The 26,997-nt window shown below is 70.7% G+C and carries 27 protein-coding genes, 1 pseudogene and 1 riboswitch; of the genes and pseudogenes, 16 read left to right on the forward strand and 12 right to left on the reverse strand.

Annotated features, from left to right (window positions below):
* Positions 1-13: 13 nt before the first annotated feature.
* On the reverse strand, positions 14-472 hold the full coding sequence (locus JYK04_RS19950) for a nuclear transport factor 2 family protein (protein ID WP_189735016.1): 459 nt from the start codon (positions 470-472) through the stop codon (positions 14-16).
* 258 nt (positions 473-730) lie between these two features.
* Between JYK04_RS19950 and JYK04_RS19955 the strand changes: the two are divergent.
* From JYK04_RS19955 to JYK04_RS19995, 9 genes and pseudogenes are all read left to right on the forward strand, one after another.
* Positions 731-1,006: pseudogene (locus JYK04_RS19955) on the forward strand (TcmI family type II polyketide cyclase); the annotation flags it as partial.
* Between the two features lie 42 nt (positions 1,007-1,048).
* On the forward strand, positions 1,049-1,381 hold the full coding sequence (locus JYK04_RS19960; RefSeq protein WP_189735640.1) for a TcmI family type II polyketide cyclase: 333 nt from the start codon (positions 1,049-1,051) through the stop codon (positions 1,379-1,381).
* Positions 1,378-2,649, forward strand: coding sequence for a beta-ketoacyl-[acyl-carrier-protein] synthase family protein (locus JYK04_RS19965; protein ID WP_189735014.1), 1,272 nt, complete (start codon positions 1,378-1,380; stop codon positions 2,647-2,649). Before JYK04_RS19960 ends, JYK04_RS19965 begins: the two co-directional genes overlap by 4 nt.
* Complete coding sequence (locus JYK04_RS19970; RefSeq protein WP_189735012.1) at positions 2,646-3,839, forward strand: ketosynthase chain-length factor; 1,194 nt, start codon at positions 2,646-2,648, stop codon at positions 3,837-3,839. Before JYK04_RS19965 ends, JYK04_RS19970 begins: the two co-directional genes overlap by 4 nt.
* 40 nt (positions 3,840-3,879) lie before the next feature.
* Complete coding sequence (locus JYK04_RS19975) at positions 3,880-4,146, forward strand: acyl carrier protein (protein WP_189735010.1); 267 nt, start codon at positions 3,880-3,882, stop codon at positions 4,144-4,146.
* 35 nt (positions 4,147-4,181) lie between these two features.
* The gene (gene fabG / locus JYK04_RS19980; protein ID WP_189735008.1) at positions 4,182-4,967 is read left to right on the forward strand and encodes a 3-oxoacyl-ACP reductase FabG; all 786 of its coding nucleotides are present in this window, start codon (positions 4,182-4,184) and stop codon (positions 4,965-4,967) included.
* A gap of 33 nt (positions 4,968-5,000) precedes the next feature.
* A complete protein-coding gene (locus tag JYK04_RS19985; RefSeq protein WP_189735007.1) occupies positions 5,001-5,954 on the forward strand; it encodes an aromatase/cyclase in 954 nt (317 codons plus the stop codon).
* Positions 5,951-6,850 (forward strand): alpha/beta fold hydrolase, encoded by a 900-nt coding sequence (locus JYK04_RS19990; RefSeq protein ID WP_189735005.1) that lies wholly within the window; start codon positions 5,951-5,953, stop codon positions 6,848-6,850. The genes JYK04_RS19985 and JYK04_RS19990 overlap by 4 nt, the downstream gene beginning before the upstream one ends.
* Positions 6,851-7,072: 222 nt before the next feature.
* Complete coding sequence (locus JYK04_RS19995; RefSeq protein WP_189735003.1) at positions 7,073-7,951, forward strand: 4'-phosphopantetheinyl transferase family protein; 879 nt, start codon at positions 7,073-7,075, stop codon at positions 7,949-7,951.
* A 271-nt stretch (positions 7,952-8,222) separates the two neighbouring features.
* Here JYK04_RS19995 and JYK04_RS20000 read toward each other — a convergent pair whose 3' ends face one another.
* The 5 genes from JYK04_RS20000 to thrC form a co-directional block, all read right to left on the reverse strand.
* Complete coding sequence (locus tag JYK04_RS20000; RefSeq protein WP_189735001.1) at positions 8,223-8,822, reverse strand: phosphoribosylanthranilate isomerase; 600 nt, start codon at positions 8,820-8,822, stop codon at positions 8,223-8,225.
* A gap of 176 nt (positions 8,823-8,998) precedes the next feature.
* A complete protein-coding gene (gene groL, locus JYK04_RS20005) occupies positions 8,999-10,621 on the reverse strand; it encodes a chaperonin GroEL (protein ID WP_030009782.1) in 1,623 nt (540 codons plus the stop codon).
* Between the two features lie 326 nt (positions 10,622-10,947).
* Positions 10,948-11,154 (reverse strand): cold-shock protein, encoded by a 207-nt coding sequence (locus JYK04_RS20010; protein ID WP_030009783.1) that lies wholly within the window; start codon positions 11,152-11,154, stop codon positions 10,948-10,950.
* Positions 11,155-11,580: 426 nt separating this feature from the next.
* Positions 11,581-11,859 carry a MoaD/ThiS family protein gene (locus JYK04_RS20015; protein ID WP_033223628.1) on the reverse strand — a complete coding sequence of 93 codons (279 nt, stop codon included), beginning with the start codon at positions 11,857-11,859 and terminating at the stop codon, positions 11,581-11,583.
* 38 nt (positions 11,860-11,897) lie between these two features.
* A complete protein-coding gene (gene thrC / locus JYK04_RS20020; RefSeq protein ID WP_189734999.1) occupies positions 11,898-13,172 on the reverse strand; it encodes a threonine synthase in 1,275 nt (424 codons plus the stop codon).
* A gap of 17 nt (positions 13,173-13,189) precedes the next feature.
* Positions 13,190-13,347, reverse strand: a riboswitch (SAM riboswitch).
* Between the two features lie 185 nt (positions 13,348-13,532).
* On the opposite strand from thrC, the gene JYK04_RS20025 reads away from it, so the two are divergent.
* Both JYK04_RS20025 and JYK04_RS20030 read left to right on the forward strand, forming a co-directional pair.
* The gene (locus JYK04_RS20025; RefSeq protein WP_189734997.1) at positions 13,533-14,483 is read left to right on the forward strand and encodes a glucosyl-3-phosphoglycerate synthase; all 951 of its coding nucleotides are present in this window, start codon (positions 13,533-13,535) and stop codon (positions 14,481-14,483) included.
* Positions 14,484-14,529: 46 nt separating this feature from the next.
* The gene (locus JYK04_RS20030) at positions 14,530-15,981 is read left to right on the forward strand and encodes an alpha,alpha-trehalose-phosphate synthase (UDP-forming) (RefSeq protein ID WP_189734995.1); all 1,452 of its coding nucleotides are present in this window, start codon (positions 14,530-14,532) and stop codon (positions 15,979-15,981) included.
* A gap of 94 nt (positions 15,982-16,075) precedes the next feature.
* On the opposite strand, the gene otsB is transcribed toward JYK04_RS20030, so the two are convergent.
* From otsB to JYK04_RS20045, 3 genes are read right to left on the reverse strand one after another with little or no spacing between them, the layout of a single operon-like run.
* Complete coding sequence (gene otsB / locus JYK04_RS20035) at positions 16,076-16,924, reverse strand: trehalose-phosphatase (RefSeq protein WP_189734993.1); 849 nt, start codon at positions 16,922-16,924, stop codon at positions 16,076-16,078.
* Positions 16,925-16,963: 39 nt separating this feature from the next.
* The gene (locus tag JYK04_RS20040; protein WP_030031449.1) at positions 16,964-17,200 is read right to left on the reverse strand and encodes a DUF3263 domain-containing protein; all 237 of its coding nucleotides are present in this window, start codon (positions 17,198-17,200) and stop codon (positions 16,964-16,966) included.
* Positions 17,201-17,247: 47 nt separating this feature from the next.
* Positions 17,248-18,546: an extracellular solute-binding protein gene (locus tag JYK04_RS20045; RefSeq protein ID WP_229875078.1), complete on the reverse strand. Its 1,299-nt coding sequence runs from the start codon at positions 18,544-18,546 to the stop codon at positions 17,248-17,250.
* A 176-nt stretch (positions 18,547-18,722) separates the two neighbouring features.
* Between JYK04_RS20045 and JYK04_RS20050 the strand changes: the two genes are divergently transcribed.
* From JYK04_RS20050 to JYK04_RS20060, 3 genes are all read left to right on the forward strand, one after another.
* Entirely contained in the window at positions 18,723-19,655 is a 933-nt protein-coding gene (locus tag JYK04_RS20050; protein WP_189735638.1) for an ROK family protein, read from the forward strand.
* Positions 19,655-20,806, forward strand: coding sequence for an N-acetylglucosamine-6-phosphate deacetylase (gene nagA, locus JYK04_RS20055; RefSeq protein ID WP_189734989.1), 1,152 nt, complete (start codon positions 19,655-19,657; stop codon positions 20,804-20,806). Before JYK04_RS20050 ends, nagA begins: the two co-directional genes overlap by 1 nt.
* A 112-nt stretch (positions 20,807-20,918) precedes the next feature.
* Entirely contained in the window at positions 20,919-21,845 is a 927-nt protein-coding gene (locus JYK04_RS20060) for a 1-phosphofructokinase family hexose kinase (RefSeq protein WP_189734987.1), read from the forward strand.
* 206 nt (positions 21,846-22,051) lie between these two features.
* Here JYK04_RS20060 and JYK04_RS20065 read toward each other — a convergent pair whose 3' ends face one another.
* Both JYK04_RS20065 and cdgB read right to left on the reverse strand, forming a co-directional pair.
* Positions 22,052-23,074, reverse strand: a complete 1,023-nt coding sequence (locus JYK04_RS20065) for a CBM35 domain-containing protein (protein ID WP_189734985.1) — start codon at positions 23,072-23,074, stop codon at positions 22,052-22,054.
* 68 nt (positions 23,075-23,142) lie between these two features.
* Complete coding sequence (gene cdgB / locus JYK04_RS20070) at positions 23,143-24,918, reverse strand: diguanylate cyclase CdgB (protein ID WP_189734983.1); 1,776 nt, start codon at positions 24,916-24,918, stop codon at positions 23,143-23,145.
* 386 nt (positions 24,919-25,304) lie between these two features.
* Here cdgB and JYK04_RS20075 point away from each other — a divergent pair, with 386 nt between their 5' ends.
* Positions 25,305-25,790: a flavin reductase family protein gene (locus tag JYK04_RS20075; RefSeq protein WP_373297395.1), complete on the forward strand. Its 486-nt coding sequence runs from the start codon at positions 25,305-25,307 to the stop codon at positions 25,788-25,790.
* Between the two features lie 17 nt (positions 25,791-25,807).
* Here the strand turns inward: JYK04_RS20075 and arfB are convergent, their stop codons facing one another.
* Positions 25,808-26,233: an alternative ribosome rescue aminoacyl-tRNA hydrolase ArfB gene (arfB, locus tag JYK04_RS20080; protein ID WP_189734979.1), complete on the reverse strand. Its 426-nt coding sequence runs from the start codon at positions 26,231-26,233 to the stop codon at positions 25,808-25,810.
* Positions 26,234-26,421: 188 nt separating this feature from the next.
* Here arfB and JYK04_RS20085 point away from each other — a divergent pair, with 188 nt between their 5' ends.
* Entirely contained in the window at positions 26,422-26,997 is a 576-nt protein-coding gene (locus JYK04_RS20085; RefSeq protein ID WP_030009238.1) for a TerD family protein, read from the forward strand.

Genomic DNA, 26,997 nt, shown 5'->3' on the forward strand with positions numbered 1-26,997 from the left:
GCGGCTTCACCTGTCATCGGCCGTCGTGCATGCCCTGATCGTCGCCGGCGGTCCAGACGGGTTCGATCCCGATCCGAGACAGCAGCCACGACCCGTCGGCGGTCCGCACGGCGGTGAAGGTGTAGCGGGCACCCAGATCGAAGTGCCTGCCCGCCCCGTCCCGGCTCACGTGCACCGCCGTGATGTTCGCGTGAATCGTCGCGCTGTCGCCCTCCGGTTCGGGGAGCACATTGCTGACGAAGTGCATCGTGGTGGCCCAGGTGAGGTCGTCACGCAACATGCCGGCCAACGTCTCACGGCCGTCGATCCGGATATCCGGCGCCACTTCCATCGTCACGTCCGGGGCGAAGACCGTGGACAGCGCCTCGTGGTCGCGGGTGTCGACCGCGCGGGCGAATCGCGCTACCAGCGCCTGCAGAGCGAAGAGGTCTTCCATGCGTTTGATCGCAGTGATCGTATCCAGATTGGTCATACCTGTGATGCTGCACGCCGGAATGTCTGCGGCGCCCCGACTTCAAGGTCTTCTGACGAAGTTCTGACGTAGGTTTTCCCTCTCTGTAAATCGTTGAGCCTCCGGCATCGAAATCCTGCAGAGTCCTGAAGTTGCCCGTGTTGAAACCTGTATCGGGTGCCGGAAGACTCGTTCTCGTCACCAACTTGATCAGTTCAGAAGGCAACCACTCACGCGCCGATTCGGGATTCAGCCCGCTCGAGGTACGGAGAAGGAAGTATGCACAGCAGTGTCATCGTGGGCAGGATCAAACCTGGATCCACCGAAGCGGTCGCAGGCGTCTTCGCGGGGCGGGACGGCGAGCCGTCCGGCACCCGGAACCTCCTGCGCCGCCAGCTCTTCGAATACAAGGGCATATACATCCACCTCCAGGACCACACCCAGGAGAACCTGACCGAGGTCGTGGAACACGGCTCCGACGAGGCGTTCACCCCGTTCCTCGACGCATACGACCCGGTCGCCGGCACCGCGCCGTCGGGCCAGGTCGCGACCCGGTTCTACGAGTGGCACGGACAGCCGGTGAGCGACGAGCACCGGATGTACAGCACCGTGATCGTGGCCCGGCTCAACCCCGCCGACATCGGTACCGTCGCGAAGCTGTTCGGAGACTTCGACACCGGCACCGAGCTGCCGCACACGATGGGCACCCGGCGCCGGCAGTTGTTCGCCTACAACGGGCTCTACTTCCACATCCAGGACTTCGAGTCCGACAACGGCGGCGAGCTGATCGAGCGGGCGAAGTCCGACCCGCGCTTCGTGCAGATCCAACAGGATCTGCTGCCTTACATCTCCGTCCTCGATCCGGAGACATGGCGCTCGCCCTCCGACGCCATGGCCTCGCGCTTCTACACCTGGCAGGTCACGGCATGAGCAAGCGTCGCGTGGTCGTCACCGGGATGGAGGTGCTGGCCCCCGGCGGCGTGGGCAGGGACAACTTCTGGTCCCTGCTGAGCGAAGGCCGTACGGCTACACGGGGGATCACCTTCTTCGACCCCAGCCAGTTCCGGTCGCGCGTGGCCGCGGAGATCGACTTCGATCCGTACGCACACGGGCTGACCCCGCACGAGGTGCGGCGCATGGACCGGGCCGCCCAGTTCGCGGTGGTCGCGGCGCGCGGTGCCGTCGCGGACAGCGGCCTCGAGACGGGTGCCCTGGACCCCTACCGCATCGGTGTCACCATCGGCAGCGCGGTGGGTTCCACGATGAGCCTCGACGAGGACTACCGCGTCGTCAGTGACGGGGGCCGGCTCGATCTGGTCGATCACACCTACGCCGATCCCTTCTTCTACAACTACTTCGTGCCGAGCTCCTTCGCCGCCGAGGTCTCCCGTGCCGTAGGCGCGCAGGGGCCGAGCAGCGTGGTGTCGGCGGGGTGCACGTCCGGGCTCGACTCCGTCGGGTACGCCGTCGAGCTGATCAGGGAAGGCACGGCGGACGTCATGGTCGCCGGCGCCACCGACGCGCCGATCTCACCGATCACGATGGCCTGCTTCGACGCGATCAAGGCGACCACACCTCGCCACGACGATCCGGAGCACGCCTCCCGGCCGTTCGACGCCACCCGCAACGGCTTCGTCCTCGGCGAAGGCGCCGCGGTGTTCGTCCTCGAGGAACTGGAGCGTGCGCAACGCCGCGGGGCGCGAATTTATGCGGAAATCGCGGGATACGCGACGCGCAGCAACGCGTATCACATGACGGGGCTTCGCCCTGACGGCGCCGAGATGTCCGAGGCGATCACGGTCGCGCTCGACGAGGCCCGGATGAACCCCACCGCGATCGACTACATCAACGCGCACGGCTCGGGCACCAAGCAGAACGACCGGCACGAGACCGCCGCCTTCAAGCGCAGCCTCGGCGATCACGCGTACCGCACCCCCGTGAGCTCCATCAAGTCCATGGTGGGCCACTCGCTGGGCGCGATCGGCTCCATCGAGATCGCGGCGTCGATCCTGGCGATCCAGCACAACGTCGTGCCGCCGACCGCGAACCTGCACACCCCCGACCCCCAGTGCGACCTCGACTACGTCCCTCTGACCGCACGCGACCAGCTGGTCGACGCCGTCCTCACGGTCGGCAGCGGCTTCGGGGGCTTCCAGAGCGCGATGGTGCTGGCTCAACCCGAAAGGAATACGGCATGACGGCATCTGTCGTGGTGACCGGACTGGGCGTCGTTGCCCCCAACGGGCTCGGTGCGAAGGACTACTGGAGTGCGACCCGGGTCGGCAAGAGCGGCATCGGCCCGCTCACCCGCTTCGACGCATCGCCGTATCCGGCGAAGCTCGCCGGGGAGATCGACGGCTTCGTGGCCGAGGAGCACCTGCCCAGCCGCCTGATGCCGCAGACCGACCAGGTCACCCGGCTCTCGCTGGTCGCGGCGGACTGGGCGCTCGCCGACGCCGGTGTGAACCCCGCCGAACTGCCCGCCTTTGACATGGGCGTGATCACGGCCAGCTCGGCCGGCGGCTTCGAGTTCAGCCAGAACGAGCTCAAGAGCCTGTGGAGCAAGGGCGGCGAGTACGTGAGCGCGTACCAGTCGTTCGCCTGGTTCTACGCGGTCAACACCGGCCAGATATCCATCCGCAACGGGATGAAGGGCCCCAGCGGCGTCGTCGTCACCGACCAGGCCGGCGGCCTCGACGCGGTGGCGCAGGCACGGCGCCAGATCCGCAAGGGCACCTCTCTCGTGGTGGCGGGCGCCGTGGACGCACTGCTGTGCTCCTGGGGCTGGGTGGGACTGCACACCAGCGGTCGGCTGAGCACCGAGCAGGACCCCGCCCGCGCCTACCTCCCCTTCGACGACCGGGCGGCCGGCCATGTGCCCGGCGAGGGCGGCGCCCTGCTCATCCTGGAGTCCGCCGACTCCGCCCGCGCCCGCGGAGCCAAGGTGTACGGCGAGATCGCCGGCTACGCCGCCACGTTCGACGGACGCGAGCCGGGCCTGCGCAAGGCCGTGGAACTGGCTCTCGCCGACGCCGGCATGGTGCCCTCGGACGTCGACGTGGTCTTCGCGGACGGTGCGGCCGAGCCCGAGCTCGACCGGATCGAGGCGCAGGCCCTCGTCGAGGTGTTCGGCGAGCGGGGCGTCCCGGTCACCGCGCCCAAGACGATGACCGGCCGCCTGTACGCGGGCGCGGCCGCCCTTGACCTCGCCACCGCCTTCCTCGCGATGGAGGCGGGCCTGATCCCCGCGACCGCCCACACGGAACCCGCCGACCGGTACGGCCTCGACCTGGTCGTCTCGCAGCCGCGCACCGCCGACGTCCGTACGGCGCTCGTCATCGCCCGCGGCCATGGCGGCTTCAACTCGGCGATGCTCGTCCGTTCCTGAGCCCTTCATCCCGATCCCTTCCCCGAAAGGCAGGACCCTCATGTCCCAGGCCACTTTCACCCTCGACGACCTCAAGCGGATTCTCCTCGAAGGCTCCGGCGCCCCCGAGGGCGGCGGTCTCGACGGAGACAGCCTCGACACCGAGTTCTCCGACATCGGCTACGACTCGCTCGCGCTGCTCGAGACCGCGAGCCGGATCGAGCGCGAGTACGGCATCGAGCTGGACGAGTCCGTCATGGGCGAGGCCACGACGCCCCGCGTCTTCATCGACGCCGTCATCGGGCACCTCGCAGTACCGGCCGCCTGAACATCCCGCCCACCAACGAACCGACAAGGGGAGAAATGACACAGCAGGAGCAGCGCGTCGCCCTGGTGACCGGCGCCACCAGCGGGATCGGTCTGGCCGTGACCCGGCTGCTGGCCGGACAGGGCCACCGGGTGTTCATCGGTTCGCGCACCGAGGACAAGGTGCTGACCACGGTCAAGCAGCTCCAGGAGGAGCAGCTCGACGTGGACGGTACGGTCCTCGACGTGCGCTCGACGGACTCGATACGCGCCTACGTCCAAGCCGCCGTCGACCGGTTCGGCAGGGTCGACATCCTCGTCAACAACGCGGGCATCAGCGGCGGCGGGGTAACCGCCGACATCGCCGACGACCTGTGGGACGACATCATCGACACCAACCTCAACAGCGTGTTCCGGCTGACCCGGGAAGTCCTCACCACGGGCGGCCTGCGCGACAAGAGCTGGGGCCGCGTCATCAACATCGCCTCCACCGCCGGCAAGCAGGGCGTGGTCCTGGGGGCGCCGTACTCCGCCTCCAAGCACGGCGTCGTCGGCTTCACCAAGGCTCTGGGCAACGAGCTGGCGCCTACCGGCATCACCGTCAACGCCGTCTGCCCCGGCTATGTCGAGACGCCCATGGCCGAGCGCGTACGACAGAACTACTCCCGCCTTTCCGGTGCGCCGGAGAGCGCCATCCTGGAGAAGTTCCAGGCCAAGATCCCGCTGGGCCGCTACTCGACCCCCGAGGAAGTGGCCGGCCTCGTCGGCTATCTGGCCTCCGACACGGCGGCGTCCATCACGTCCCAGGCCCTGAACGTCTGCGGTGGCCTCGGCAACTTCTGACCGCACCGCGCCCGTCCCCACCCGAGGAGCCCCATGCCGTCCGAACTGCGTACATCCGAGCACGAAATCAAGATCGCGGGACCGGCCGAGAACGTCTACCGCCTGCTGGCGCAAGCGGAGAAGTGGCCCCAGCTGTTTCCGCCGAACATCTACGTCGACCATGTGGAGCGCGGCGAGCGCGAAGAACGCATCCGCATCTGGGCGACGGCAGGCGACACCGTCAAGCACTGGACCTCGCACCGCACCCTGGACCCGGACAAGCTCCGCATCGGCTTCCGGCAGGAGGTCAGCACCCATCCCGTGGCCGCCATGGGGGGATCCTGGCAGGTGGAGGCCCTCCCTTCCGGAGAGACCCTGGTGCGCCTGAGCCACGACTTCCGGGCGGCCGACGACGACAGCCTGACCTGGCTCGAGGAGGTCGTGGACCGCAACTCCCGCTCCGAACTCGACTCCCTCAAGGCACTGGCCGAGTCGCGGGACGCGGCCGCTGACGAGCTGACCTGCTCCTTCGAGGACACGGTGCAGATCAGGGGGGCCGCTCAGGACGTGTACGACTTCATCTACGAAGCGAACCTGTGGGCGGACCGGCTGCCCCACGTGATCACGGTGCGCCTGGACGAGCCGACACCGGGGGTGCAGACCCTGGAGATGGACACGCTGTCCAAGGACGGCAGCAGCCACACCACCAAGTCGCACCGCGTGGGCCTGGCTCCCCACCGGATCGCCTACAAGCAGACCACGCTGCCCGCGCTGATCACGCTGCACACGGGTCACTGGACCTTCACGCCGAACGACGACGGCGTCGCGGCGTCCTCGCAGCACACCTTCACGGTCAACACGGACAACATCGCCAAGGTGCTCGGAGCGGACGCGACGGTGCAGGACGCGATCGCATACGTACGCACCGCGCTCAGCACCAACAGCAAGGCGACCCTCGGCATCGCGAAGGAGTACGCGGAAGGACTCGCCGGGGCAGGCCGTTCATGACCACGGCCCCCGTCGCCCCGCCCCCGGCGCGGTCGATCGACCAACGGCACATCACGCTGGACGCGGACGGCATCATGCTGTCCGCCAGGCTCGCGCAGCCGGTGCACGTCCCGCCGAGGGCCACGATCGTCGCTCTGCACGGGGCGGGGATGAGCGCCGGGTACTTCGACGGACCGGCTCACCCGGAGACCTCGCTGCTGGCGGTCGCCGCAGAACTGGGCTTCACGGCGGTGGCCATCGACCGCCCCGGATACGGCCGGTCGGCCGGCCGGCTCCCCTACGGGCAAGGGGTCGTGGCGCAGTCCCACACCCTGGCCGCGGCGCTGCGCCGGCTGGTGGCGCAGTACGAGACGGGCGCGGGCATCTTCCTGATGGGGCACTCCTTCGGGAGCAAGCCGGCGTTGCAGATCGCGGCGGACGGCACGGTCCCCGAGATCATCGGCCTCGACCTGTCCGGCTGCGGCGCCGAATACCTGGTCCCCCCCACCGCACCGGGCACCCGCGCCGGAAGCTGGAAGCTCAACTGGGGCCCCTTGCGGCTGTATCCCCCGGGGACGTTCCAATCCAGCATCGGCGTGGTCGCCCCGGCACCGGAACGTGAACTGGCGGACGCCGCCCAGTGGCCGACGGTGTTCGCCGCGCTCGCGGAGCGGATACGCGTTCCGGTCCGGTTCACCTTCGCCGAGCACGAGGCATGGTGGCGCCGCGACCACCAGGCGCTCACACGGTTGCGGAGCCGACTGGTCGCGGCACCCCGGGTCCTGATCGACCACCAGCCCGGCGCAGGCCACAACATCAGCCTCGGCTGGGCGGCACGGGCCTACCACCTGCGGGCTCTCGGCTTCGCGGAGGAGTGCCTGCACCGGCGGTCACCGGGAACGGAACAGCGCGCATGACCCGGGAACTCGCCGCACGGCAGGAGAACCGCTGATGGCCACTCCGGTGAACACGCACCCTCCCGCTCGTGCGGAGGAAGAACACCCCTTGGTCGCGGTACTGAACATCTTCGCCCCCGGCATCGGGAACGCTCTCGGAAGTACGGAGCGGGAAACGGAGGACGACGCGCGCTTCATCCCCTACGACGCGGTAACCCGGCGCCTGGCACGACTGGGGCTGTCATGACCGCGAGGACAGGGCCGGGTCGGTCGCCGAAGAGCCTCTTCCTCGCCTGCGACCTGCAGGCGCCGGGGGCCGAGGCGGCGGCCCGAGCGGCACTGCGCCGCCTTTCCCCCGACGACCAGGAGCGGGTGGCACGCCTGCACCGCCCCGCCGATCGAACGCGCTCGGTGCTGGCCCGCTGGCTGGCCCTGCAAGCCGCGGGCCGGCTCCTCGACGTCCCGTGGGCCGGACTCCAGCTCGGACGTCATCGCGATGGGCGCCCGTACGTGAAGACGCAGCCGCGCCTGTTTCTGAGCATGGCGCACAGTGGTCGCTACGCGGTGGCCGCCGCGGCGCTCGGCGCGCGGGTGGGTGTGGACGTGGAGGAGATCTCGCGGGTGTCCGTGCTGCCGGACAGTGCCTTCCTCACTCCTGCCGAGATCTCCGCCCTGCCCTCGGCGGGGCCCGCGGCGGAGCACAGGGCGGCGCTGTGGGTGCTGAAGGAAGCCGCGATGAAACTGACGGGCGAGGGCATGCGCGCGGGTATGAAGCGCGTCGACTTCCGCCGGCGCGGAGAGCCGCGGGTTCCCTTTTCCGCGCACACGCCCTACACCGTCGGCGAGTTCAACGTGTGTCGTCTCCTCGGCGGGTACGTCTGCGCCGTGGGGGTTTCGGCGGGTGCACCGCCCACGACTCCGACGGTCCTTGCCGTCGGCCCTCGAACACGGATGGAAACAGAGAGGACTGACTTCTCCGTGCGTCCCCTCCAAGAACACGGCAGCCCGGAACCCGATGGCACGACCGGCCGGCACGACACCGCGTCGCCGGCCGCGCATCGAGCGGAACAGGACGTGGAGGTGGAAGAGGCCGACTCTCACATCTGGCTCAGTGTCAACTGAGTACGGCCACGGCCACGGCCACGGCCACGGGCGCCCCATGAGACCGGTCAGGGCGAGCGAGCAGCAGCTCTGACCACACCCGCCCCGACGGCTCGCGCGGTCGTCATCCGCCGTGCCCCCTCGCCACGACGGCGGGGAGGGGACGGTACTCCTCCCGGTACGAGCGGTATGCGCGTGGCAATCCCCCGACCACCGCTGCACGCTGCACCGGGACGGGACGAACGCGCAGGTCGTCGGGGCCCACGGACGACGCGGTCCGGCCCGCGGGGCGCTACCGCCGAGCGGCCTCGATGAAGGCCCGGATCAGGTCGGGGGACTTCACCCCGCGCTCCCTCTCCACCCCGCTGGACACGTCCACGCCCCAGGCGCCGGTGGTCTGCACGGCCTCGCGCACGTTCCCCGGGTTCAGCCCGCCGGCCAGCAGCCAGCGCCCCTCCGGCGCGCTGAACTCCTCGGACCCCCAGTTCCACGGCTTGCCCGAGCCCGGGTCCGGGGCGTCGATGAGCAGCAGGTCCTCCCCGTACTCCCCGCAGCGCTCCACGCGCTCGGCGGTGGCCCGCAGCAGGGTCCGGCCCTCGGCGCGCAGGGCCTCGTAGTACTCGGGCCCCTCGTCCCCGTGGAGCTGTACCGCCCGTACGCCGCTCTCCTCGGTCAGCTGCCGGACCTCGTCCAGCGGCTGCCCCCGGAAGACGCCGACGGTGAGCACCCCGGCGGGCACCCGCGCGGCGAGCTCCCGCGCGGTGACGGCGTCCACGGTCCGCGGACTCCCGGGGGCGAAGACGAACCCGACGGCGTCCGCCCCGGCCTCGACGGCCACGTCGACGTCGTGCGCGGTCTTCAGACCGCAGATCTTCACGAAGAGATCGCTCATACCCCCAGTCAACCAAAGCCCCCCGATCGGTGGCGGCCCGTCTCGGCACCCGGGCGCGACCACCCGTGCGCCACGGCTTCCGACGCCTCACGGAACGCCCGAGGGCGGCACCCCCCGCAGGGGGTGCCGCCCTCGTTCGAGAACAGCCGATCAACCGTGGCCGGAGCCCGGGTCGATCAGAAGTCCATGTCACCGCCCGGCATGCCGCCGCCCGCGGGGGCACCGGCCTTCTCGGGCTTGTCGGCGATGACGGCCTCGGTCGTCAGGAACAGCGCGGCGATCGACGCGGCGTTCTGCAGCGCGGAGCGCGTGACCTTCGCCGGGTCGATGATGCCCTCGGCGATCATGTCGACGTACTCGCCGGTCGCGGCGTTCAGACCGTGGCCGATCGGCAGGTTGCGCACCTTCTCGACGACGACGCCACCCTCGAGACCACCGTTGACGGCGATCTGCTTGAGCGGGGCCTCCAGGGCGAGCTTCACGGCGTTGGCACCGGTCGCCTCGTCACCCTCGAGCTCCAGCTTCTCGAAGACCGCGGAGGCCTGCAGCAGGGCCACGCCACCACCGGCGACGATGCCCTCCTCGACGGCCGCCTTCGCGTTGCGAACGGCGTCCTCGATGCGGTGCTTGCGCTCCTTGAGCTCGACCTCGGTCGCGGCACCGGCCTTGATGACGGCCACGCCGCCGGCCAGCTTCGCGAGGCGCTCCTGGAGCTTCTCGCGGTCGTAGTCCGAGTCGGAGTTCTCGATCTCGGCGCGGATCTGGTTCACGCGACCGGCGACCTGGTCGCTGTCACCGGCACCGTCGACGATGGTGGTCTCGTCCTTGGTGATGACGACCTTGCGGGCGCGGCCGAGCAGGTCGAGACCGGCGTTCTCCAGCTTGAGGCCGACCTCCTCGGAGATGACCGTGCCGCCCGTGAGGATGGCGATGTCACCGAGCATGGCCTTGCGGCGGTCACCGAAGCCCGGGGCCTTGACGGCGACGGACTTGAAGGTGCCACGGATCTTGTTGACGACGAGGGTGGAGAGCGCCTCGCCCTCGACGTCCTCGGCGATGATCAGCAGCGGCTTGCCGGACTGCATGACCTTCTCCAGGAGCGGCAGCAGGTCCTTGACCGAGCCGATCTTGGAGTTGACGATCAGGATGTACGGGTCGTCGAGAGCCGACTCCATACGCTCCATGTCGGTGGCGAAGTACGCCGAGATGTAGCCCTTGTCGAAGCGCATGCCCTCGGTGAGCTCCAGCTCCAGACCGAAGGTCTGGGACTCCTCGACGGTGATGACGCCTTCCTTGCCGACCTTGTCCATGGCCTCGGCGATGAGCTCGCCGATCTGGGTGTCGGCGGCGGAGATGGAGGCCGTCGAAGCGATCTGCTCCTTGGTCTCGACATCCTTCGCCTGGGCGAGCAGGGCGGCGGAGACGGCCTCGACGGCCTTCTCGATACCACGCTTGAGGGCCATCGGGTTGGCACCGGCGGCCACGTTGCGCAGGCCCTCGCGGACGAGCGCCTGGGCCAGCACGGTGGCGGTGGTCGTACCGTCGCCGGCGACGTCGTCCGTCTTCTTGGCGACTTCCTTGACCAGCTCGGCGCCGATCTTCTCGTACGGGTCCTCGAGCTCGATCTCCTTGGCGATGGACACACCATCGTTGGTGATCGTGGGGGCGCCCCACTTCTTCTCAAGGACGACGTTGCGACCCTTGGGGCCAAGGGTGACCTTGACGGCGTCGGCGAGCTGGTTCATCCCACGCTCGAGGCCGCGGCGGGCCTCCTCGTCGAACGCAATGATCTTGGCCATCTGAAGTGGTCCTCCCGGACAGCGGTGGATTGCTCCCAGGACCGCGCCCGCGCCCGCGACGGACGGCCTGCGTGCCCGGCGGTTCCTTCCCGCCGGACCCTGCGGGCCTCACCGACCCGGTCCTCGTTCAGTAGCACTCTCAACCGGAGAGTGCTAACGCCAATGATTAGCACTCGACCCCTCCGAGTGCAAGCGGCTTCGCGCATCACCCCGCTACTACCGGGCACACGGACGAGGGGCCCCCATCCCGTGTCCAGGATGTGGGCCCCTCGTGGTGTTCCAGGTCTTCGCCGAAGACTGTGCGTCGGTGGTCGATCGCTCCAGGACTAGCCGAGTGCGAGCTTGACCATGTCCGCCTGCGGACCCTTCTGGCCCTGCGAGATCTCGAACTCGACCCGCTGACCCTCTTCAAGGGTGCGGTACCCGTCCATCTGGATGGCGCTGTAGTGGACGAACACATCCGCACCACCGTCGACCGCGATGAAGCCGTAGCCCTTCTCCGCGTTGAACCACTTGACGGTGCCCTGAGCCATGCCTAACTCCCCTATTACTGGCCCTTGCGCAGGAACGCACTTCACGATCCCGGGTCAGAACTTGCGTCGGAACGCGTCGACCGAGGCTGAATGTATCTGCGCGGATGCTGTCTGCAACAGGTCAATCCGATGAGAATTCTGGACACCGAGAAACATTGAAATAGAGTGAAAATTTGCCATACTCCCGGGCAACTCGGGCCTGACATATCTCGCCAAAGCCCCATACCGCACTCGCATGTTGGCCCGATGTCGACCCTTGCGCGGCCCGTTCATATGCAGGGGGCAAGAACAGCGGAGGGGACTTCCCCAACCCTACCGTGCCCAATCAAGCAGAATTGCCCCCTCCGCTTTTAGCGGAGGGGGCAATTTCGGTTTGCGCGTGTCACCTGGGCGGCGACCCGGGAGAACCGGGAGAGATCCGGGGAATCAGCAACCGCCGGCGACGGCCGGGATGATCGAGACGCCGGCGCCGTCCGGCGTCGCCGCCTGCAGCCCGCCCTCGAAGCGCACGTCGTCGTCGTTGACGTAGACGTTGACGAAACGGCGCAGCTTGCCCTGGTCGTCCAGGACGCGCGCGGCGATGCCCGGGTGGTTCTTCTCCAGGGACTCGATGACCTCGGCGAGGGTCGCGCCCTCGGCCGGAACCTCGGCGACGCCGCCGGTGTAGGTGCGCAGGATGGTGGGGATGCGGACGTTGACGCTCATGGCGCTACTGCCTTTCCGGTAGGGCGGAGGAGAAGTGGTCAGGCCAGGCCGGCGGCGCGGAAGGCGTCCAGGCTGGGGCGGATGGTGGCGGTCTGCCCGCTGTCCGCGGCCACCGCCTCCAGGGTCTTGAGGCCGTCACCGGTGTTGAGGACGACGGTGGTCAGCGTCGGGTCGAGCTGCCCGTTGTCGATGAGCTTCTTCGTCACGCCGACGGTCACGCCGCCCGCGGTCTCGGCGAAGATGCCCTCGGTCTGCGCGAGGACCTTGATGGCCTCGACGACCTGCTCGTCGGTGACGTCCTCGACGAAACCGCCGGTGCGGCGGGCGATGTCCAGGACGTACGGGCCGTCCGCCGGGTTGCCGATGGCCAGCGACTTGGCGATGGTGTTCGGCTTCTGCGGGCGGACCACGTCGTGACCGGCCTTGAAGGCGGTGGACACCGGGGAGCAGCCCTCGGCCTGGGCGCCGAAGATCTTGTACGGCTTGTCCTCGACGAGGCCGAGCCTGATGAGCTCCTGCAGACCCTTGTCGATCTTCGTCAGCTGCGAGCCGGACGCGATCGGGATGACGATCTGGTCGGGCAGCTGCCAGCCGAGCTGCTCGCAGATCTCGTACGCGAGCGTCTTGGAGCCCTCGCCGTAGTACGGACGCAGGTTGACGTTGACGAAGCCCCAGCCCTCGCCCAGCGGGTCGCCGATGAGCTCGGAGCAGAAGCGGTTGACGTCGTCGTAGTTGCCCTCGATGCCGACCAGGTCGCCGCCGTACACACCGGCCATGACGACCTTGCCCTGCTCCAGGTCGTGCGGGATGAACACGCAGGAGCGGAAGCCGGCCCGCGCGGCCGCGGCGCCGACGGCGCCGGCCAGGTTGCCGGTCGAGGAGCAGGACAGGGTGGTGAAGCCGAAGGCGCGGGCGGCCTCGACGGCGATGGCCACGACGCGGTCCTTGAAGGAGTGCGTCGGGTTGCCGGAGTCGTCCTTGACGTAGAGCTTGCCGGTGATGCCCAGTTCCTTGGCCAGGTTGGCCGCGTCCACGAGCTTGGTGAAGCCGGGGTTCAGGCTGGGCTTGCCGGCCACGTCCGCGGGGACGGGCAGCAGCGGCGCGTAGCGCCAGATGTTGTTGGGGCCGGCCTCGATCGCGGCGCGCAGGGCCTCGGGGTCGCCGGTCGGCAGGTCGTAGGCGACTTCCAGCGGTCCGAAGCACTCGGCGCACGCGAAGATGGGGCCGAGCTCGAAACGGGTACCGCACTCGCGACAGGAAAGGCCGGTGGCAGGTCCGAGATCAACAGAGGTGGCGACAGTCTGTGCAGCCATGATGGCGAGGCCCTTTCTCCTCATCTTCCCCATGGCGCACTTCGCCATGAGACGGAATTGGCACCTTCCCTAGCCGGGGACCTCGCTGACGAGCGCTGACGCGCGATCGCGAGAACCGACTGGAGGGTTGCCGGGGCTTCAACGGGCCGTGTCCCTCTGCCCCTCTGGATGAGCGGTATGGCACCGGCACACGCGCTCTGTGGCGCGCCGGTGCGTTTGTACGCGGGGACCCCCGGCATGCGGTGGTCCTTCGCGTTGTTCAAGACTGTAACCGAAGGCCCGCGCGGTTGAGACAGGCGTCCGAACCGCGAGATGGATCACATAAGGGCGAATATCGCCGACACGCAGGGAGTGCTGAGGGTGCTGGAAGAGGTGGAGCGATGGCTGGCCGACCGCTCCTGGTCCGCCGCCGACCGACCGCTCGACCAGCTGCTCGACCGGAAACGGGCGGCCGGAACCACGGTCAGCGTCGTGCTGCCCGCACTGGACGAGGAGGCGACGGTCGGCGCGATCGTCGAAGTCATCCGGCGTGAGCTGATCGAGGGACTGCCGGTCCCCCTGGTGGACGAGCTGGTCGTCATCGACTCGGGCTCCGCCGACCGGACCGCGGAGATCGCGGCGAAGGCCGGGGCCCGGGTGGTGCACCGCGACGACATCCTGCCCCGCGTCCCGGCGCTGCCCGGCAAGGGGGAGGTGCTGTGGCGCTCGCTGCTGGCCACCGACGGGGACATCGTCTGCTTCGTCGACGCCGACCTGCGGGACTTCTCCGCCGCCTTCGTCTCCGGCATCGTCGGACCGCTGCTGACCGACCCCGACGTGCAGTTCGTCAAGGCGATGTACGACCGGCCGCTGGGGGACGCCCCGGGGCAGGGCGGCCGGGTCACCGAGCTGGTCGCCCGCCCGCTGCTCAACCTCCACTGGCCGCAGCTGGCCGGCTTCGTGCAGCCGCTGGGCGGCGAGTACGCCGTGCGCCGCTCCCTGCTGGAGCGGCTGCCGTTCCCCGTCGGCTACGGCGTCGAGCTGGGCCTGCTGGTCGACGCGCTGCACAGCGTCGGGCTGGACGCGCTGGCCCAGGTGGACGTGGGCGTGCGGGTCCACCGCCACCAGGACGGGCAGGCGCTGGGCCGGATGGCCGCGGCGATCTACCGCACCGCGCAGGTGCGGCTCTCGCGCGGGCACCTCGTACGGCCGGAGCTCACGCAGTTCGAGCGCGGGCCGGAGGGTTTCGTACCGCGGACGCATCCCGTGGACACGGAGGAGCGGCCGCCGATGGCGGGCATCGAGGAGTACGCGCTGCGTCGCGTGGCGTGAGCGAACGTACGGTTTGAGCGGGTGCGGGCCGGGCTAGGTTGGCCGCATGGCTTCCCAGGTGCTCGTCGCAGCGAACCGCGGCCCCCTCTCCTACGCCCTCGCCGAGGACGGGACGCTCAGCGCCCGGCGCGGCGGGGGCGGTCTCGTCTCCGGACTCTCCACGGCCCTCGCCGAGCAGCCGGACGCGCTGTGGATCTGTGCGGCGCTGTCGGACGCGGACCGGGAGGCGGTCCGCCGGGGCGTTGCCGAACCGGGCGTCCGGATGCTGGACATCGATCCCACGATGTACGACGACGCGTACAACGGCATCGCCAACTCTGTGCTGTGGTTCACACATCACCATCTGTACGACATCCCTCGCGAACCGGTCTTCGACGCCGGGTTCCGCCGGCAGTGGGAGTCGTACGAGCGCTACAACCAGGCCTTCGCCCAGGCCCTGGCCGAGGAGGCCGGGCAGGGCGCGCAGGTGCTGGTCCAGGACTACCACTTGGCGCTGGTGCCCGGGCTGCTGCGGGTGCTCCGCCCCGACCTGCGGATCGCGCACTTCACGCACACCCCGTGGGCCGCGCCCGGCTATCTCGCCATGCTGCCCGACACGGTCCGCGAGACCCTGCTGTGGGGCATGCTCGGCGCGGACGTGCTCGGCTTCCACACCGAGGCCTGGGCGGCCGAGTTCCTGGGATCGGCGCGGCTCGACGACGCGTGGGGGCGGTCGGAGGTGCGCGACGGCCCGGTGGTGGAGCACCGGCGGTACGCGGTGTGGCCCACCCGCACCACGCACGTGCGCGCGTACCCGCTGGGCGTGGACGGGGACGAACTGCGGGCGCTGGCGCACCGGCCTGCGGTGAACGCCAAGCTGGCGGAGCTGCGGGCGGAGGTCGACGGACTGCGGACGATCGTCCGCGTGGACCGCACGGAGCTGTCGAAGAACATCCTGCGCGGCCTGCTGGCGTACCGGGAACTGCTGACCGGGCGCCCGCAGTGGCGGGGCCGGGTGGTCCACCTGGCGTCGGCGTACCCGTCCCGGCAGGACCTGGCGGTGTACCGGGACTACACGGCCGCAGTGGCGGAGCTGGCGGCGGAGATCAACGCGGAGTTCGGCACGGAGGACTGGCAGCCGGTGCTGGTGTCGGTGAAGGACGACTTCGAACGCTCGCTGGCGGCGTACCGGCTGGCGGACGTGGCGCTGGTGAACCCGGTGCGGGACGGGATGAACCTGGTGGCGAAGGAGATCCCGGTGGTGTCGGAGGCGGGGTGCGTGCTGGTGCTGTCCACCGGGGCGGGGGCGTACGAGGAGCTCCGCCAGGACGCGCTGACGGTGAACCCGTACGACGTGACGGCGACGGCGGACGCGCTGCACGCTGCGCTGGCCATGCCGGTGGGTGAGCGGGCAGAACGCACCAAGCGCCTCGCGGCGGCGGCGACGTCCCTCCCCCCGACGGCCTGGTTCAGGGCCCAGCTCTCGGCCCTCGGCCCCTCCAGCCCCGCCGGCGTTTGAGGCGCGGGGGTCCGGGGGCCGGCCCCCGGCAGCGGCGCCGCTGCCGGGGCTCTGCCCCAGACCCCGCTCCTCAAACGCCGGAGGGGCTGAGATATCAGCGGCGGATGGCTTCGGCCAGGGCGGCCAGGAAGGCGGCTACCGGGCCCGGGCCGGGGAGGACCAGGTCGGCCCGCGCGGCGAGCTCGGGGACCTCCGCGGAGCCGCTGCACACCAGCAGCCCCGGCAGGCCGTCGGCCCGGCCCTTCTCGACCGCCGAGAACGCCGCCAGGTCGCCCAGGTCGTCGCCCGCGTACAGCACCGCCTCCGCGTCCCGCTCCGCCAGGAACTCGGTCAGGGCGACGCCCTTGTCCATGCCGGGCGGCCTCAGTTCCAGCACCGCCCGCCCCGGCTCGACCATCAGCCCGTGCCGCGCCGCGAGCTCCGCCAGCGGCTCCCGCAGCGCCGCGAAGGCCGCCGCCGGGTCCTGCGCCCGCCGGGTGTGCACGGCCAGCGCCCGGCCCTTCTCCTCGATCCAGGTGCCGCGCCAGGCCCCGATGGAGTCCAGGTACCCGGGCAGCTCCGCCCGGACCGCCGCCACCCCGGGGTGCTCGGCGGGCGCGTGGACGATGCCGCTGACGGCGTCCCACCGTTCGGCTCCGTAGTGGCCGAGGACGACCAGGTGCTGCAGGCCGGGGATTCCGGCGAAGCCCCCGTAGCGGACGGCGACGCCCGCCGGCCGGCCGGTGATGACGGCCACCGAGTCGACCTCGGGGGCGAGTGCGGACAGCGCCGGGACGGCTCCGGGATGGGCTCGGGCCTGGTCCGGGTCCGGGACGATGTCGGCGAGCGTGCCGTCGAAGTCCAGGGCGACCACGGACCGGCGGGGTACGCGGAGCAGGGCTTCGAGTCCCTCGCGTCCGGCTGCGGTGACGGGCATCGGCAGGTCGTGCGGATGACTCCCCATACGCACGACCCTAACGGCCGGGCGGTGCCACGGCTACGGCTATCGCCGGGCTCGCTGGGCCTCGCGGATCCTGCGCAGCCGGTTCACCGTGCCCGGGGCGTGGGCCAGGGCCCGCGGGTCGTCCATCAGTGCGTTGAGCAACTGGTAGTAGCGGACGGGGGTCATCCCCAGCCCTTCCCGGATGGCCCGTTCCTTGGCTCCGGGCCCGGGCCAGGTGCGTCCCTCGTACGCGAGCACCGCGGCCTCCGTGGCCGTCAGCTGCCCCTCGTCCGTCATACCGCCAGATTAACGCCGCGCTCTGACACCCGGCCCGCCGCCACCGGTCAGCGCGGATCCGCCGCCCGGGCGGCCGTGGCGATCTGCTCCAGCACCTTCGCGGGCTGCCCGCCCGGCTGGACGGTCTTGCCGATGTTCTGCTTGATGTCCTCGCTGACGCCCGCCCAGGACTTCTTGCCGACCGGGTACAGCCGGGAGCTGGGCAGTGCCGTCAGGAAGGGCTTCAGCTGCGGGGCCGAGCCGCCCGTGGCGGCCTGCTTGGCCTGGTAGCCGCTGGTGGTGGCGGGCAGCAGGTCGTACTTCTCGGTGAAGGCCGTCACGTTCTTCGGCTGGTACAGGAAGTCCAGGAACTTGCCGGACTCCTGGCGGTGGCCGTTCTTGAAGGCCATGACCCAGTCCGCGACGCCCATCGCGGGCTGGTCGCTGCCGTCGGAGGTGGGCAGCGGCACCATGCCGAACTTCACGCCCTTGGCGGCGGCCTGCTTGAGCAGGGTCGGGTGCCCGTTGAGCATGCCGACCTCGCCCTTGGTGAAGCCGTCGAAGGCGGCTTGGCGGTCCAGCTTGCCGGGCTCCACGGGGCCGGTCAGCCCCTGGCCGACCATCTTGTCCCGCAGGAACTCCAGCGCCTTGACGTTGGGGGCGGAGTCGATGGAGTACGACTCCTCGTTGTCGGTGTAGCCGCCGCCGCCCGCGAGCATCCACATCATCGTCTCGGCCTGTGCCTCCTCGCGGCCCAGCGGCAGCGCGAAGGGGGTGGGCACATTGGCGGCCTTGAGCTTCTTGGCGGCGGCTTCGAGGTCCGCCCAGTTCTTCGGCTGCCAGCCCTTGGCGTCCTTGCCGATCACACCGGCGTCGGCGAGCAGCTTCTCGTTGTAGAAGAGCAGCCGGGTGCTGGCCACGAAGGGCATGCCGTACTGGACCTGCTTGACCTTGCCGGCGTCGGCGAGCGGGCCGAGGAAGTCGGCCTCGGTCTTCACGGAGAGCAGCTCTTCCGCCGAGTACAGCTTGCCGGCGGCCGCGTAGTCGGAGTAGGCGCCGATCTGGGCTATGTCGGGGGCCTTGCCGGCCTTGACCATCTCGGCGACCTTGGCGTCGACCTCGGACCAGGAGTAGACGCTGACCTCGACCTTGGTGCCCGGGTTGGCCTTCTCGAAGCCCGTGGCGAGGTCCTTCCAGTACGCCTCGGAGGAGTTCTGCGGATTGTCCCCGTAGTCGGCCGCCACGACCCGCAGGGTCACCTCGTTGTCTCCGGTGAGCCCCCCGACGGCTCCGCAGCCCGTCAGCGTCACGGCAGTCAGGCACAGCACGGCGCCGGACGCGGCCAGGCTCAGGTAACGGCCCTTCACAGTTCTCCATCCACCCCTTCTTGTACGTACGATCCACGTAAGGTCTACACCACTTTGGCGGCTCGTCCACATCGAGCTCCCGACCTGGGTCCCGAATTTGTATGGCCGCTCAACAATCTCCCTCATTGGACTAGACCTTTCCCCGCCGAGCACGCGAGACTGTCTCTGTGAAACCCGTGAAACACGTCATCGCCCTCGATGTGGGCGGCACCGGGATGAAGGCCGCCCTCGTCGCCGACGACGGCACCCTGCTCCACGAAGCGCGCCGGGCCACCGGCCGCGAACGGGGCCCCGACGCCGTCGTCGAGACGATCCAGGAGTTCGCCGCCGAGCTGCTCGACACCGGCCGGGAACGCTTCGGACGGCCCGCCTCGGCGGCCGGCGTCGCCGTCCCGGGCATCGTCGACGCCGAGCACGGGATCGCCGTCTACGCGGCGAACCTGGGCTGGCGCGACGTACCGATGCGCGCCCTGCTCAGCAGCCGCCTCGGCGGCATCCCCGTGGCCCTCGGCCACGACGTGCGCACGGGCGGACTGGCCGAGGGCCGCATCGGCGCCGGCCGGGGCGCCGACCGCTTCCTCTTCGTCCCGCTCGGCACCGGCATCGCCGGAGCCATCGGCATCGCCGGCCGCATCGAGGCCGGCGCCCACGGCTACGCGGGCGAGATCGGGCACATCGTGGTGCGCCCGGGCGGCCCCGCCTGCGGCTGCGGCCAGCACGGCTGCCTGGAGACCCTCGCCTCCGCCGCGGCCGTCAGCCGCGCCTGGGCCGCAGCCTCCGGCGACCCCGGGGCCGACGCCGCGGACTGCGCCGAGGCCGTCGCCTCCGGGGACGCGCGCGCCCGGGAGGTCTGGCTGGCCGCCATCGGCGCCCTCGCCGACGGCCTGGTCACCGCCATCACCCTGCTGGACCCGCGCACGCTGATCATCGGCGGCGGGCTGGCGGAAGCCGGGGAGACCTTGTTCACACCACTACGGACGGCCGTGGAGGAGCGCGTGACGTTCCAGCGGCTCCCCCACATCGTTCCGGCTGCCCTCGGGGACACCGCCGGATGCCTGGGCGCAGGGCTGCTCGCCTGGGACCTACTCGCCACGGAGGTACCTGCCTGATGTCCGGAAGCGCGCACAGCACTGTTCTTTCGGGTGCCAGGGTGGTGCTGCCCACCGGAACGGTGGCGAACGGCAGGGTCATCGTCGACGGCGACCGCATCGCCGGCAGCGCCCACGAGGGTGCGCGGAGCGTCGACCTGACCGGGCACTGGATCGTCCCCGGCTTCGTCGACATGCACAACCACGGCGGCGGCGGCGCCTCGTTCACCTCCGGCACCGCCGAGGACGTCCTGAAGGGCGTCCGCACCCACCGCGAGCACGGCACCACCACCCTCGTCGCCTCCACCGTCACCGGGGACCTGGACGAGCTGGCCCGCCGCGCCGCCCTGCTCGCCGAGCTGACGCAAGCGGGCGAGATCGCCGGCATCCACTTCGAGGGGCCGTTCATCAACCCCTGCCGCAAGGGCGCCCACAAGGAGGACCTGCTCCGCGACCCCGACCCGGCCGAGGTCCGCAAGCTGATCGACGCCGCGCACGGCGCCGCCCGCATGTTCACCCTCGCCACCGAACTGCCGGGCGGCCTGGACTCCGTACGGCTGCTCGCCGAGCACGGGGTCATCGCGGCGATCGGCCACACGGACGCCACGTACGAGCAGACGCGCGCCGCCATCGACGCGGGCGCGACCGTGGCCACCCACCTCTTCAACGCGATGCCGCCCCTTGCCCACCGCGAACCCGGCCCGATCGCCGCACTGCTGGAGGACGAGCGGATCACCGTCGAGCTCATCAACGACGGCACCCACCTGCACCCGGCGGCACTGGAACTGGCCTTCCACCACGCGGGCGCGCACCGCGTCGCGCTGATCACCGACGCGATGGACGCGGCCGGCTTCGGCGACGGGACCTACCACCTCGGCCCGCTGGAGGTCGAGGTCAAGCACGGCGTGGCACGGCTGGTGGAGGGCGGCTCCATCGCCGGCTCGACGCTGACCCTGGACACCGCCTTCAAGCGCTCGGTGACCCTCGACAAGCTGCCGGTGGAGTCCGTGGTCCAGGCGATCTCCGCCAACCCGGCCAAGCTGATCGGCCTGTACGACGAGATCGGCTCGCTGGAGCCCGGCAAGTACGCGGACCTCGTCGTGCTGGACGCCGCGTTCGACGTCAAGGGAGTCATGCGGCGCGGCGAATGGATCGTCAGCCCGCCCTCCTGACCGCCGATCTGACGGCCGAGCGGCCGTACACAGGGAAAACGGTCGGCCCCGGGACTGGGCCGACCGCCCTGCGTTTGGCATGATCCCGGCAGCATCAGACCCGGGAGTGCCCATGATCCTTACCGTGACGCTCAACACCGCGCTCGACGTCACGTACCAAGTGCCGCGGCTGCTGCCGCACGCCTCGCACCGGGTCTCCACCGTCACCGAACGCCCCGGAGGCAAGGGGATCAACGTCGCGCACGTCCTGGCCGCCCTCGGCCACGAGGTGACCGCCACGGGCTTCGCCGGCGGGCCCGTCGGCTCCGTCGTACGGGCGCTGCTGGAGCGGTCGCCGGGCGTGGCCGACGCCCTGGTGCCCTGCGCGGGCAACACCCGCCGCACGGTCGCCGTGGCCGACGCGGCCTCCGGCGACACCACGCAGTTCAACGAGCCGGGCCCGCAGATCACCGCCGCCGAGTGGTCACGGTTCCTGGCCCGCTACGAGGACCTCGTGCGCGGCGCCCGCGCGGTGGCCCTGTGCGGCAGCCTCCCGCCGGGCGTGCCGGTGGGCGCGTACGCGCTGCTCGTACGGTCGGCCCGGGCGGCCGGGGTGCCCGTCCTGCTGGACACCAGCGGCGAGGCCCTGCGCCGCGGGGTGGCCGCCCGCCCGGAGATCATCAAGCCGAACGCCGCCGAACTGGCCGAGCTCACCGGCTCCCGCGATCCGGTCCCCGCCACCCGCGACGCCCGCCGCCGGGGCGCCCACGCGGTGGTCACCTCGCTCGGCCCGGGCGGCCTGCTGGCCGCCACCGCCGAGGGCTGCTGGCAGGCGGCCCCGCCGCGCCGGCTGTCCGGCAACCCGACCGGCGCCGGCGACTCCGCGGTCGCCGGCCTGCTGTCCGCACTGGCGGAGGGCCTGGACTGGCCGGAACGCCTCACCCGCGCGGTCGCCCTCTCGGCGGCCACCGTCCTCGCCCCGGTGGCGGGAGAGTTCGACCCCGGCGTCTACGAGGAGCTGCGGGGCGCCGTCTCCGCCACGGGAGTGGCGATTCCCTGATCATGCGTCAATCCTTCGCGGTGTACCGCTGATTGACGCCGTCGGCACCGGCTTCGCCTTCGCGCCCGGGTACAGGTACGGGTACGGGTCCGGAGCTGCGCACCACCGCTCCGGGCCCTGCCCGGCGAACGGCCCCGGCGTGGCGGGAGAATGCGACCCCCGCACCTAAGAGCAGGTACGGGGGTCGGTGAAGGTCGCGCGGGGAATCAGCCCTGCTCCAGCCAGAGCTGGTCGAGGACGACCTCACACTGATTGCCCGCCTCGCACGAGATCTTGATCGTGTTGGCGCCCTGCTTGAGGTCCACCAGCGAGTAGGTGTTGGTCCAGCCCTTGGCCCAGTCGCCCGCGGCGGCCTTGGAGAAGTTCGCCATGTTGACCGGCCGGGTCTGCGCCTCGCCGTTGATGGTCAGCGTGGTGTTGGCGTCCTTGCCCGGCACCCCGTAGGTCATCTTCAGCTTGTACTTGCCCGCCTTGGGTACCTCCAGCGACCAGGTGGCCGCCGCGCCCGGCGTGTTGAGACCGCCCACGTACTGGCCGCCCTCGCTCTTCGCGCCCGGCACCGTGTTCTGCAGCATCGCACCGCCCGTGAGGGACATGCCGCTGCCGGCAAAGTCCGCCTTGGGCAGCTGAGCCTGCGACGGCTTCGCGCTCGGGGCCGGGCTGGCCGGGTTCTGGGGGGCCGCCGACTGCTGGCCGCCGCCCGTGGAGGCCTCGTCCTTGCCCTTGCCCTTGTCCTTGTCACCGAACTGCAGCGCCGCGACGATGCCGACCACGACCACGGCGACCACCGCGACGGCAGCGATCAGCAGGCCACGGCGGCTGGAGCCACCGCCGCCGCCACGACCGCCGCCGTGACCGCCGCCGTGACCGCCCGGCTGCGCGACCGTCTGCGTCTGCTGCGCCGGAACGCCGTAGCCGCCCGCCTGGAGCGCTTCCGGGGCCTGGTACTGGGCCTGGTAGCCAGGGCCCTGCTGCTGCGGGACGGGTCCGCGCTGGCCGCCGTTCCTGCGCTCGCCGACCGTACGCACCTGGTGGTGCGAGGTGCGGGGGACGCCGGGCTGGGGACCGGGGTGACCGCCCGCCGACGCTCCGGGGTACCCGTATCCACCGCCCGACGTGGGCGGGGTGGCTCCGGCCGCCTGGCCGTCCTCGTAGAGGTAGCCGAACGGATCGTCGTCCTCGGGCTTGTTCGCCCCACCGTGCGGGCCGTTGTTCGCGGGCGTCGTCATCGCAGGTCACTCCTTTCGACCCCCGGGAGCCTACCCCGAACACGTGCGCCCACGAGCGGCAGACCGCGTCAGCCGGCCCTGCGATGGGCCTTCGACCGGGACCTTTTCTCGATGTACATCCGCTGGTCGGCGGAGCGCAGCACCTCGTCGGCGGACATCCCGCAGCTGGCCCAGCCGATGCCGAAACTGGCCCCGACCCGCACCGCACGGCCGTCCACCCGGATCGGCGGGATGATCGCGTTGCGCAGGCGGACCGCGAGGTCGGCGGCGTCGGCGGCGCCCAGCCCGTCGGCCAGGACGACGAATTCATCACCACCCAGCCGGGCGACGGTGTCACCGTCCCTGACGCCCGTCGTCAGCCGCCGGGCCACCTCGATCAGGACCGCGTCGCCCGTGTGGTGACCGAACCGGTCGTTGATCGACTTGAAGCCGTCCAGGTCGCAGAAGAGGACCGCGAGCCCCTTCGTCCCGTCGTCGATGTCGGTCGCGGGCGCCACGGTGTGCACGTGGTGGTCGTACGGACCGTCCGACGGGCCGGGCGGCGCCCCGGGGAATTCGAAGGGGTCGGCGCCGGTGTACCGGTCGGGCCCATCGGCATGAAACCCGTGCTCACCGGCACCACCCGCCTCCGCGCCCACCGGGTGCCCGTCGTGCCCCGCGTGCGCCGCATGACCCCCGTGCGCCCCGTGCGCCGCATGCCCGTCGTATCCGTCGCGCCCCTCGAAGGCCGCGTCCAGCGCCTCGATCGCGCTGGCCCGTACGGACTGTGGCCGACGGCACAGCCGGGCGCCGAGCCGCGCGCGCAGCTCGGCGCTGTTGGGCAGGCCCGTCAGCGAGTCGTGGCTGGCGCGGTGGGCGAGCTGGAGCTCGTGCCGCTTGCGCTCCTCGATGTCCTCGACGTGCGTGAGCAGGAACCGGGGTCCGTCGGCGGCGTCGGCGACGACGGAGTTGCGCAGCGAGACCCACACATACGTGCCGTCGCGGCGGCCCAGCCGCAGCTCGGCGCGGCCGCCCTCGGCGGAGGTGCGCAGCAGGGTGCCGATGTCCTCGGGGTGGACCAGGTCGGAGAAGGAGTAGCGGCGCAGGACGGAGGCGGGCCGGCCCAGCAGCCGGCACAGCGCGTCGTTGGTCCGCAGCAGCCGGCCGTGCTGGTCGCCGCCCATCTCGGCGATGGCCATGCCGCTGGGCGCGTACTCGAAGGCCTGGCGGAACGACTCTTCACTGGCCCGCAGCGCCTGCTGCTCGCGCTCCAGCCGGACGAGGGCGCGCTGCATGTTCGCCCGGAGCCTGGCATTGCTGATCGCAATCGCCGCCTGGAAGGCGTACATCTGGAGCGCTTCGCGGCCCCAGGCACCGGGCCGGCGGCCGTTGCGCGGTCTGTCCACCGAAATGACACCCAGAAGTTCCCCGCCGGACGCGTACATGGGGGCGTAGAGCCGGTCCTCGGGGTGCCACTCGTCCTCGAACCGCGGATCGGGGCCGTCGGTGTGCCACTGGGGGACGTCGTCCTCCATGAGGACCCAGCCCTCGGTGTGCGGGATGAACCTGAGCCCGTCCCAGTTCTCACCCATCGTCAGGCGGCGTTCCCAGGAGGCGCGGGAGCCGACGCGGCCGGTGATGAGGGCCTCCGCAGCAGGATCACCGGCGAAGGCGGCGACGACGAGATCACCGTCCGGGCGAACGAGGTTGACACAGGCGAGTTCGTAGCCGAGCCCCACGACGATGCCGTCCACGACGGTCTGCAGAGTGTCCGCCAGGCTCCGGGCCGTATTGAGCTCGGCCACCACCCGGTGCAGCTGCCGCAGGGTCGCAAGACGGACGTACGGCTCCGACTCGGTCTCCATTGCTCGCTCTCCCCGAGACCTCGACAGCAACTCCAGGTTTGTCATCGGCGTTTCGTTGCGGTGTCCCGTCCACTGAATCACAGTGAGCTGTGCGGCAGGTACACAGGGTCAACAAATCTTGCCCTCTGTGACTCAAGTCACATCAGGTGAATATCGGTGCGCAGCGGGCCTGCGCATGACTGGGAGCGCTCCCTCACATTCCGGAGAGCAAACGATACGCCCGGGCCTAGGCCAAGGGGCGGGGGCGCGACTCGGACCAGGGCCCGATGTGCGGCGCGGGAGGGCGAGATTAGCGTTTCGGCGTGCTGAAGACGACCCCCGTACCCGCCCCGCCCGACGGAACCCCCCATGCTGAGGGAGTGAGCAATGACGAGTTCCGGGCCGCGATGTCCCGGCTGGCGGCGGGCGTGTGCCTGATCACCGCGCACGAGCCCCCGCTGACGGCGGACGGCCCGCGCGGCGAGGACGTCGGCATGACGGCGACCGCCTTCATGTCCGTGTCCCTGGACCCGCCGCTGGTCCTGGTGAGCCTGCGCGAGGGCTCCCGGATGGACGACCTGCTGGCGGAACAGCCCCTGTGGGCGGTGTCGGTCCTCGCCGACCACCAGCTCCAGGTGGCGGGCCGCTTCGCGATGAAGGGCCGCATCAGCGACCGGCTGCTCTTCGCCGACCTGTCGTACGTACGCGGCGAGGCCTCCGGCGCACCCCTGCTGAGCGGCGCCCTGGCCACCCTGGAATGCCGTACGGAGAACCGCGTCGAGGCCGGCGACCACACCCTGGTCGTCGGCCGGGTCCTGACGGCCGGCCTGCCGTCCCCCGACGGACAGCCGCTGACGTACTTCCGCGGGCGCTACCGGCACCTGGGCTCGTAAGACGGGCACGGGCGGGACTACCAGTCCCGGCCCGTACGGCCGCGCTTGGTCTCGGCCCGTGCCTTCTTCTCGCGCAGCCGGCGCTCATTGATCCCGCGCGGGATCTTCGTCGCCCGGCGCTGCTTCGGCGGCGGCGCCGTCGCCTCGGCCAGCAGCGAGGCCAGCCGGACCAGCGCCATCTCCCGGTTGCGCAGCTGCGAGCGGTGCTCGGAGGCCCGTACGGTCACCACGCCGTCCACCAGCTTCGCCGCGAGCCGCTCCAGCGCCCGCTCCTTCCACACCTCGGGCAGCGCCTTGGTGGCCGCCAGGTCGAACAGCAGCTCCACGCGCGAGTCCGAGGTGTTCACGTGCTGACCACCCGGCCCCGAGGACCGCGAGAACCGCCAGGCGAGCTCCCCCTCGGGGAGCACGACAGAACCGCGGATGACATAAGGACCAGGCATGTCCCTATGATCCGCCCCCGGCCCGGCCGCCGTCACCCGTATTTACCGGCCGTCGCATCCGGCTCGCGAAGATCCGCCGTCACGGACAATTCACGACGGGAACCCGACCGGCCTCTCGTCGCGTTATAGGGGGCAGCGGTAGTTTGACCGCCTGTACGTGCATGTTGGATGAGGAAAGGGACATTCCCATGGCTGTCAGCCTGTCCAAGGGCGGCAACGTCTCGCTCTCGAAGGAGGCCCCGGGCCTCGCTGCCGTCACGGTCGGCCTCGGCTGGGACGTCCGTACGACCACCGGTGTCGACTTCGACCTCGATGCCTCGGCCATCGCGGTCAACCCGACGGGCAAGGTCGTCTCCGACGGCCACTTCGTCTTCTTCAACAACAAGTCCACCCCGGACCAGACCATCGTCCACACCGGTGACAACCGCACCGGCGAGGGCGCGGGCGACGACGAGGCCATCAACGTCAACCTCGCCGGCCTCCCGGCCGACGTGGACAAGATCGTCTTCCCGGTCTCCATCTACGACGCCGAGGCCCGCAGCCAGAACTTCGGCCAGGTCCGCAACGCGTACATCCGCGTCGTGAACCAGGCCGGCGGCGCCGAGATCGCCCGCTACGACCTCTCCGAGGACGCGGCGACCGAGACCGCCATGGTCTTCGGCGAGCTCTACCGCAACGGCGCCGAGTGGAAGTTCCGCGCGGTCGGCCAGGGTTACGCCTCCGGCCTCACCGGCATCGCGCAGGACTTCGGCGTCAACGTCTAA

Origin of the sequence: Streptomyces nojiriensis (assembly GCF_017639205.1) — a bacterium.
Lineage (GTDB): Bacteria > Actinomycetota > Actinomycetes > Streptomycetales > Streptomycetaceae > Streptomyces > Streptomyces nojiriensis.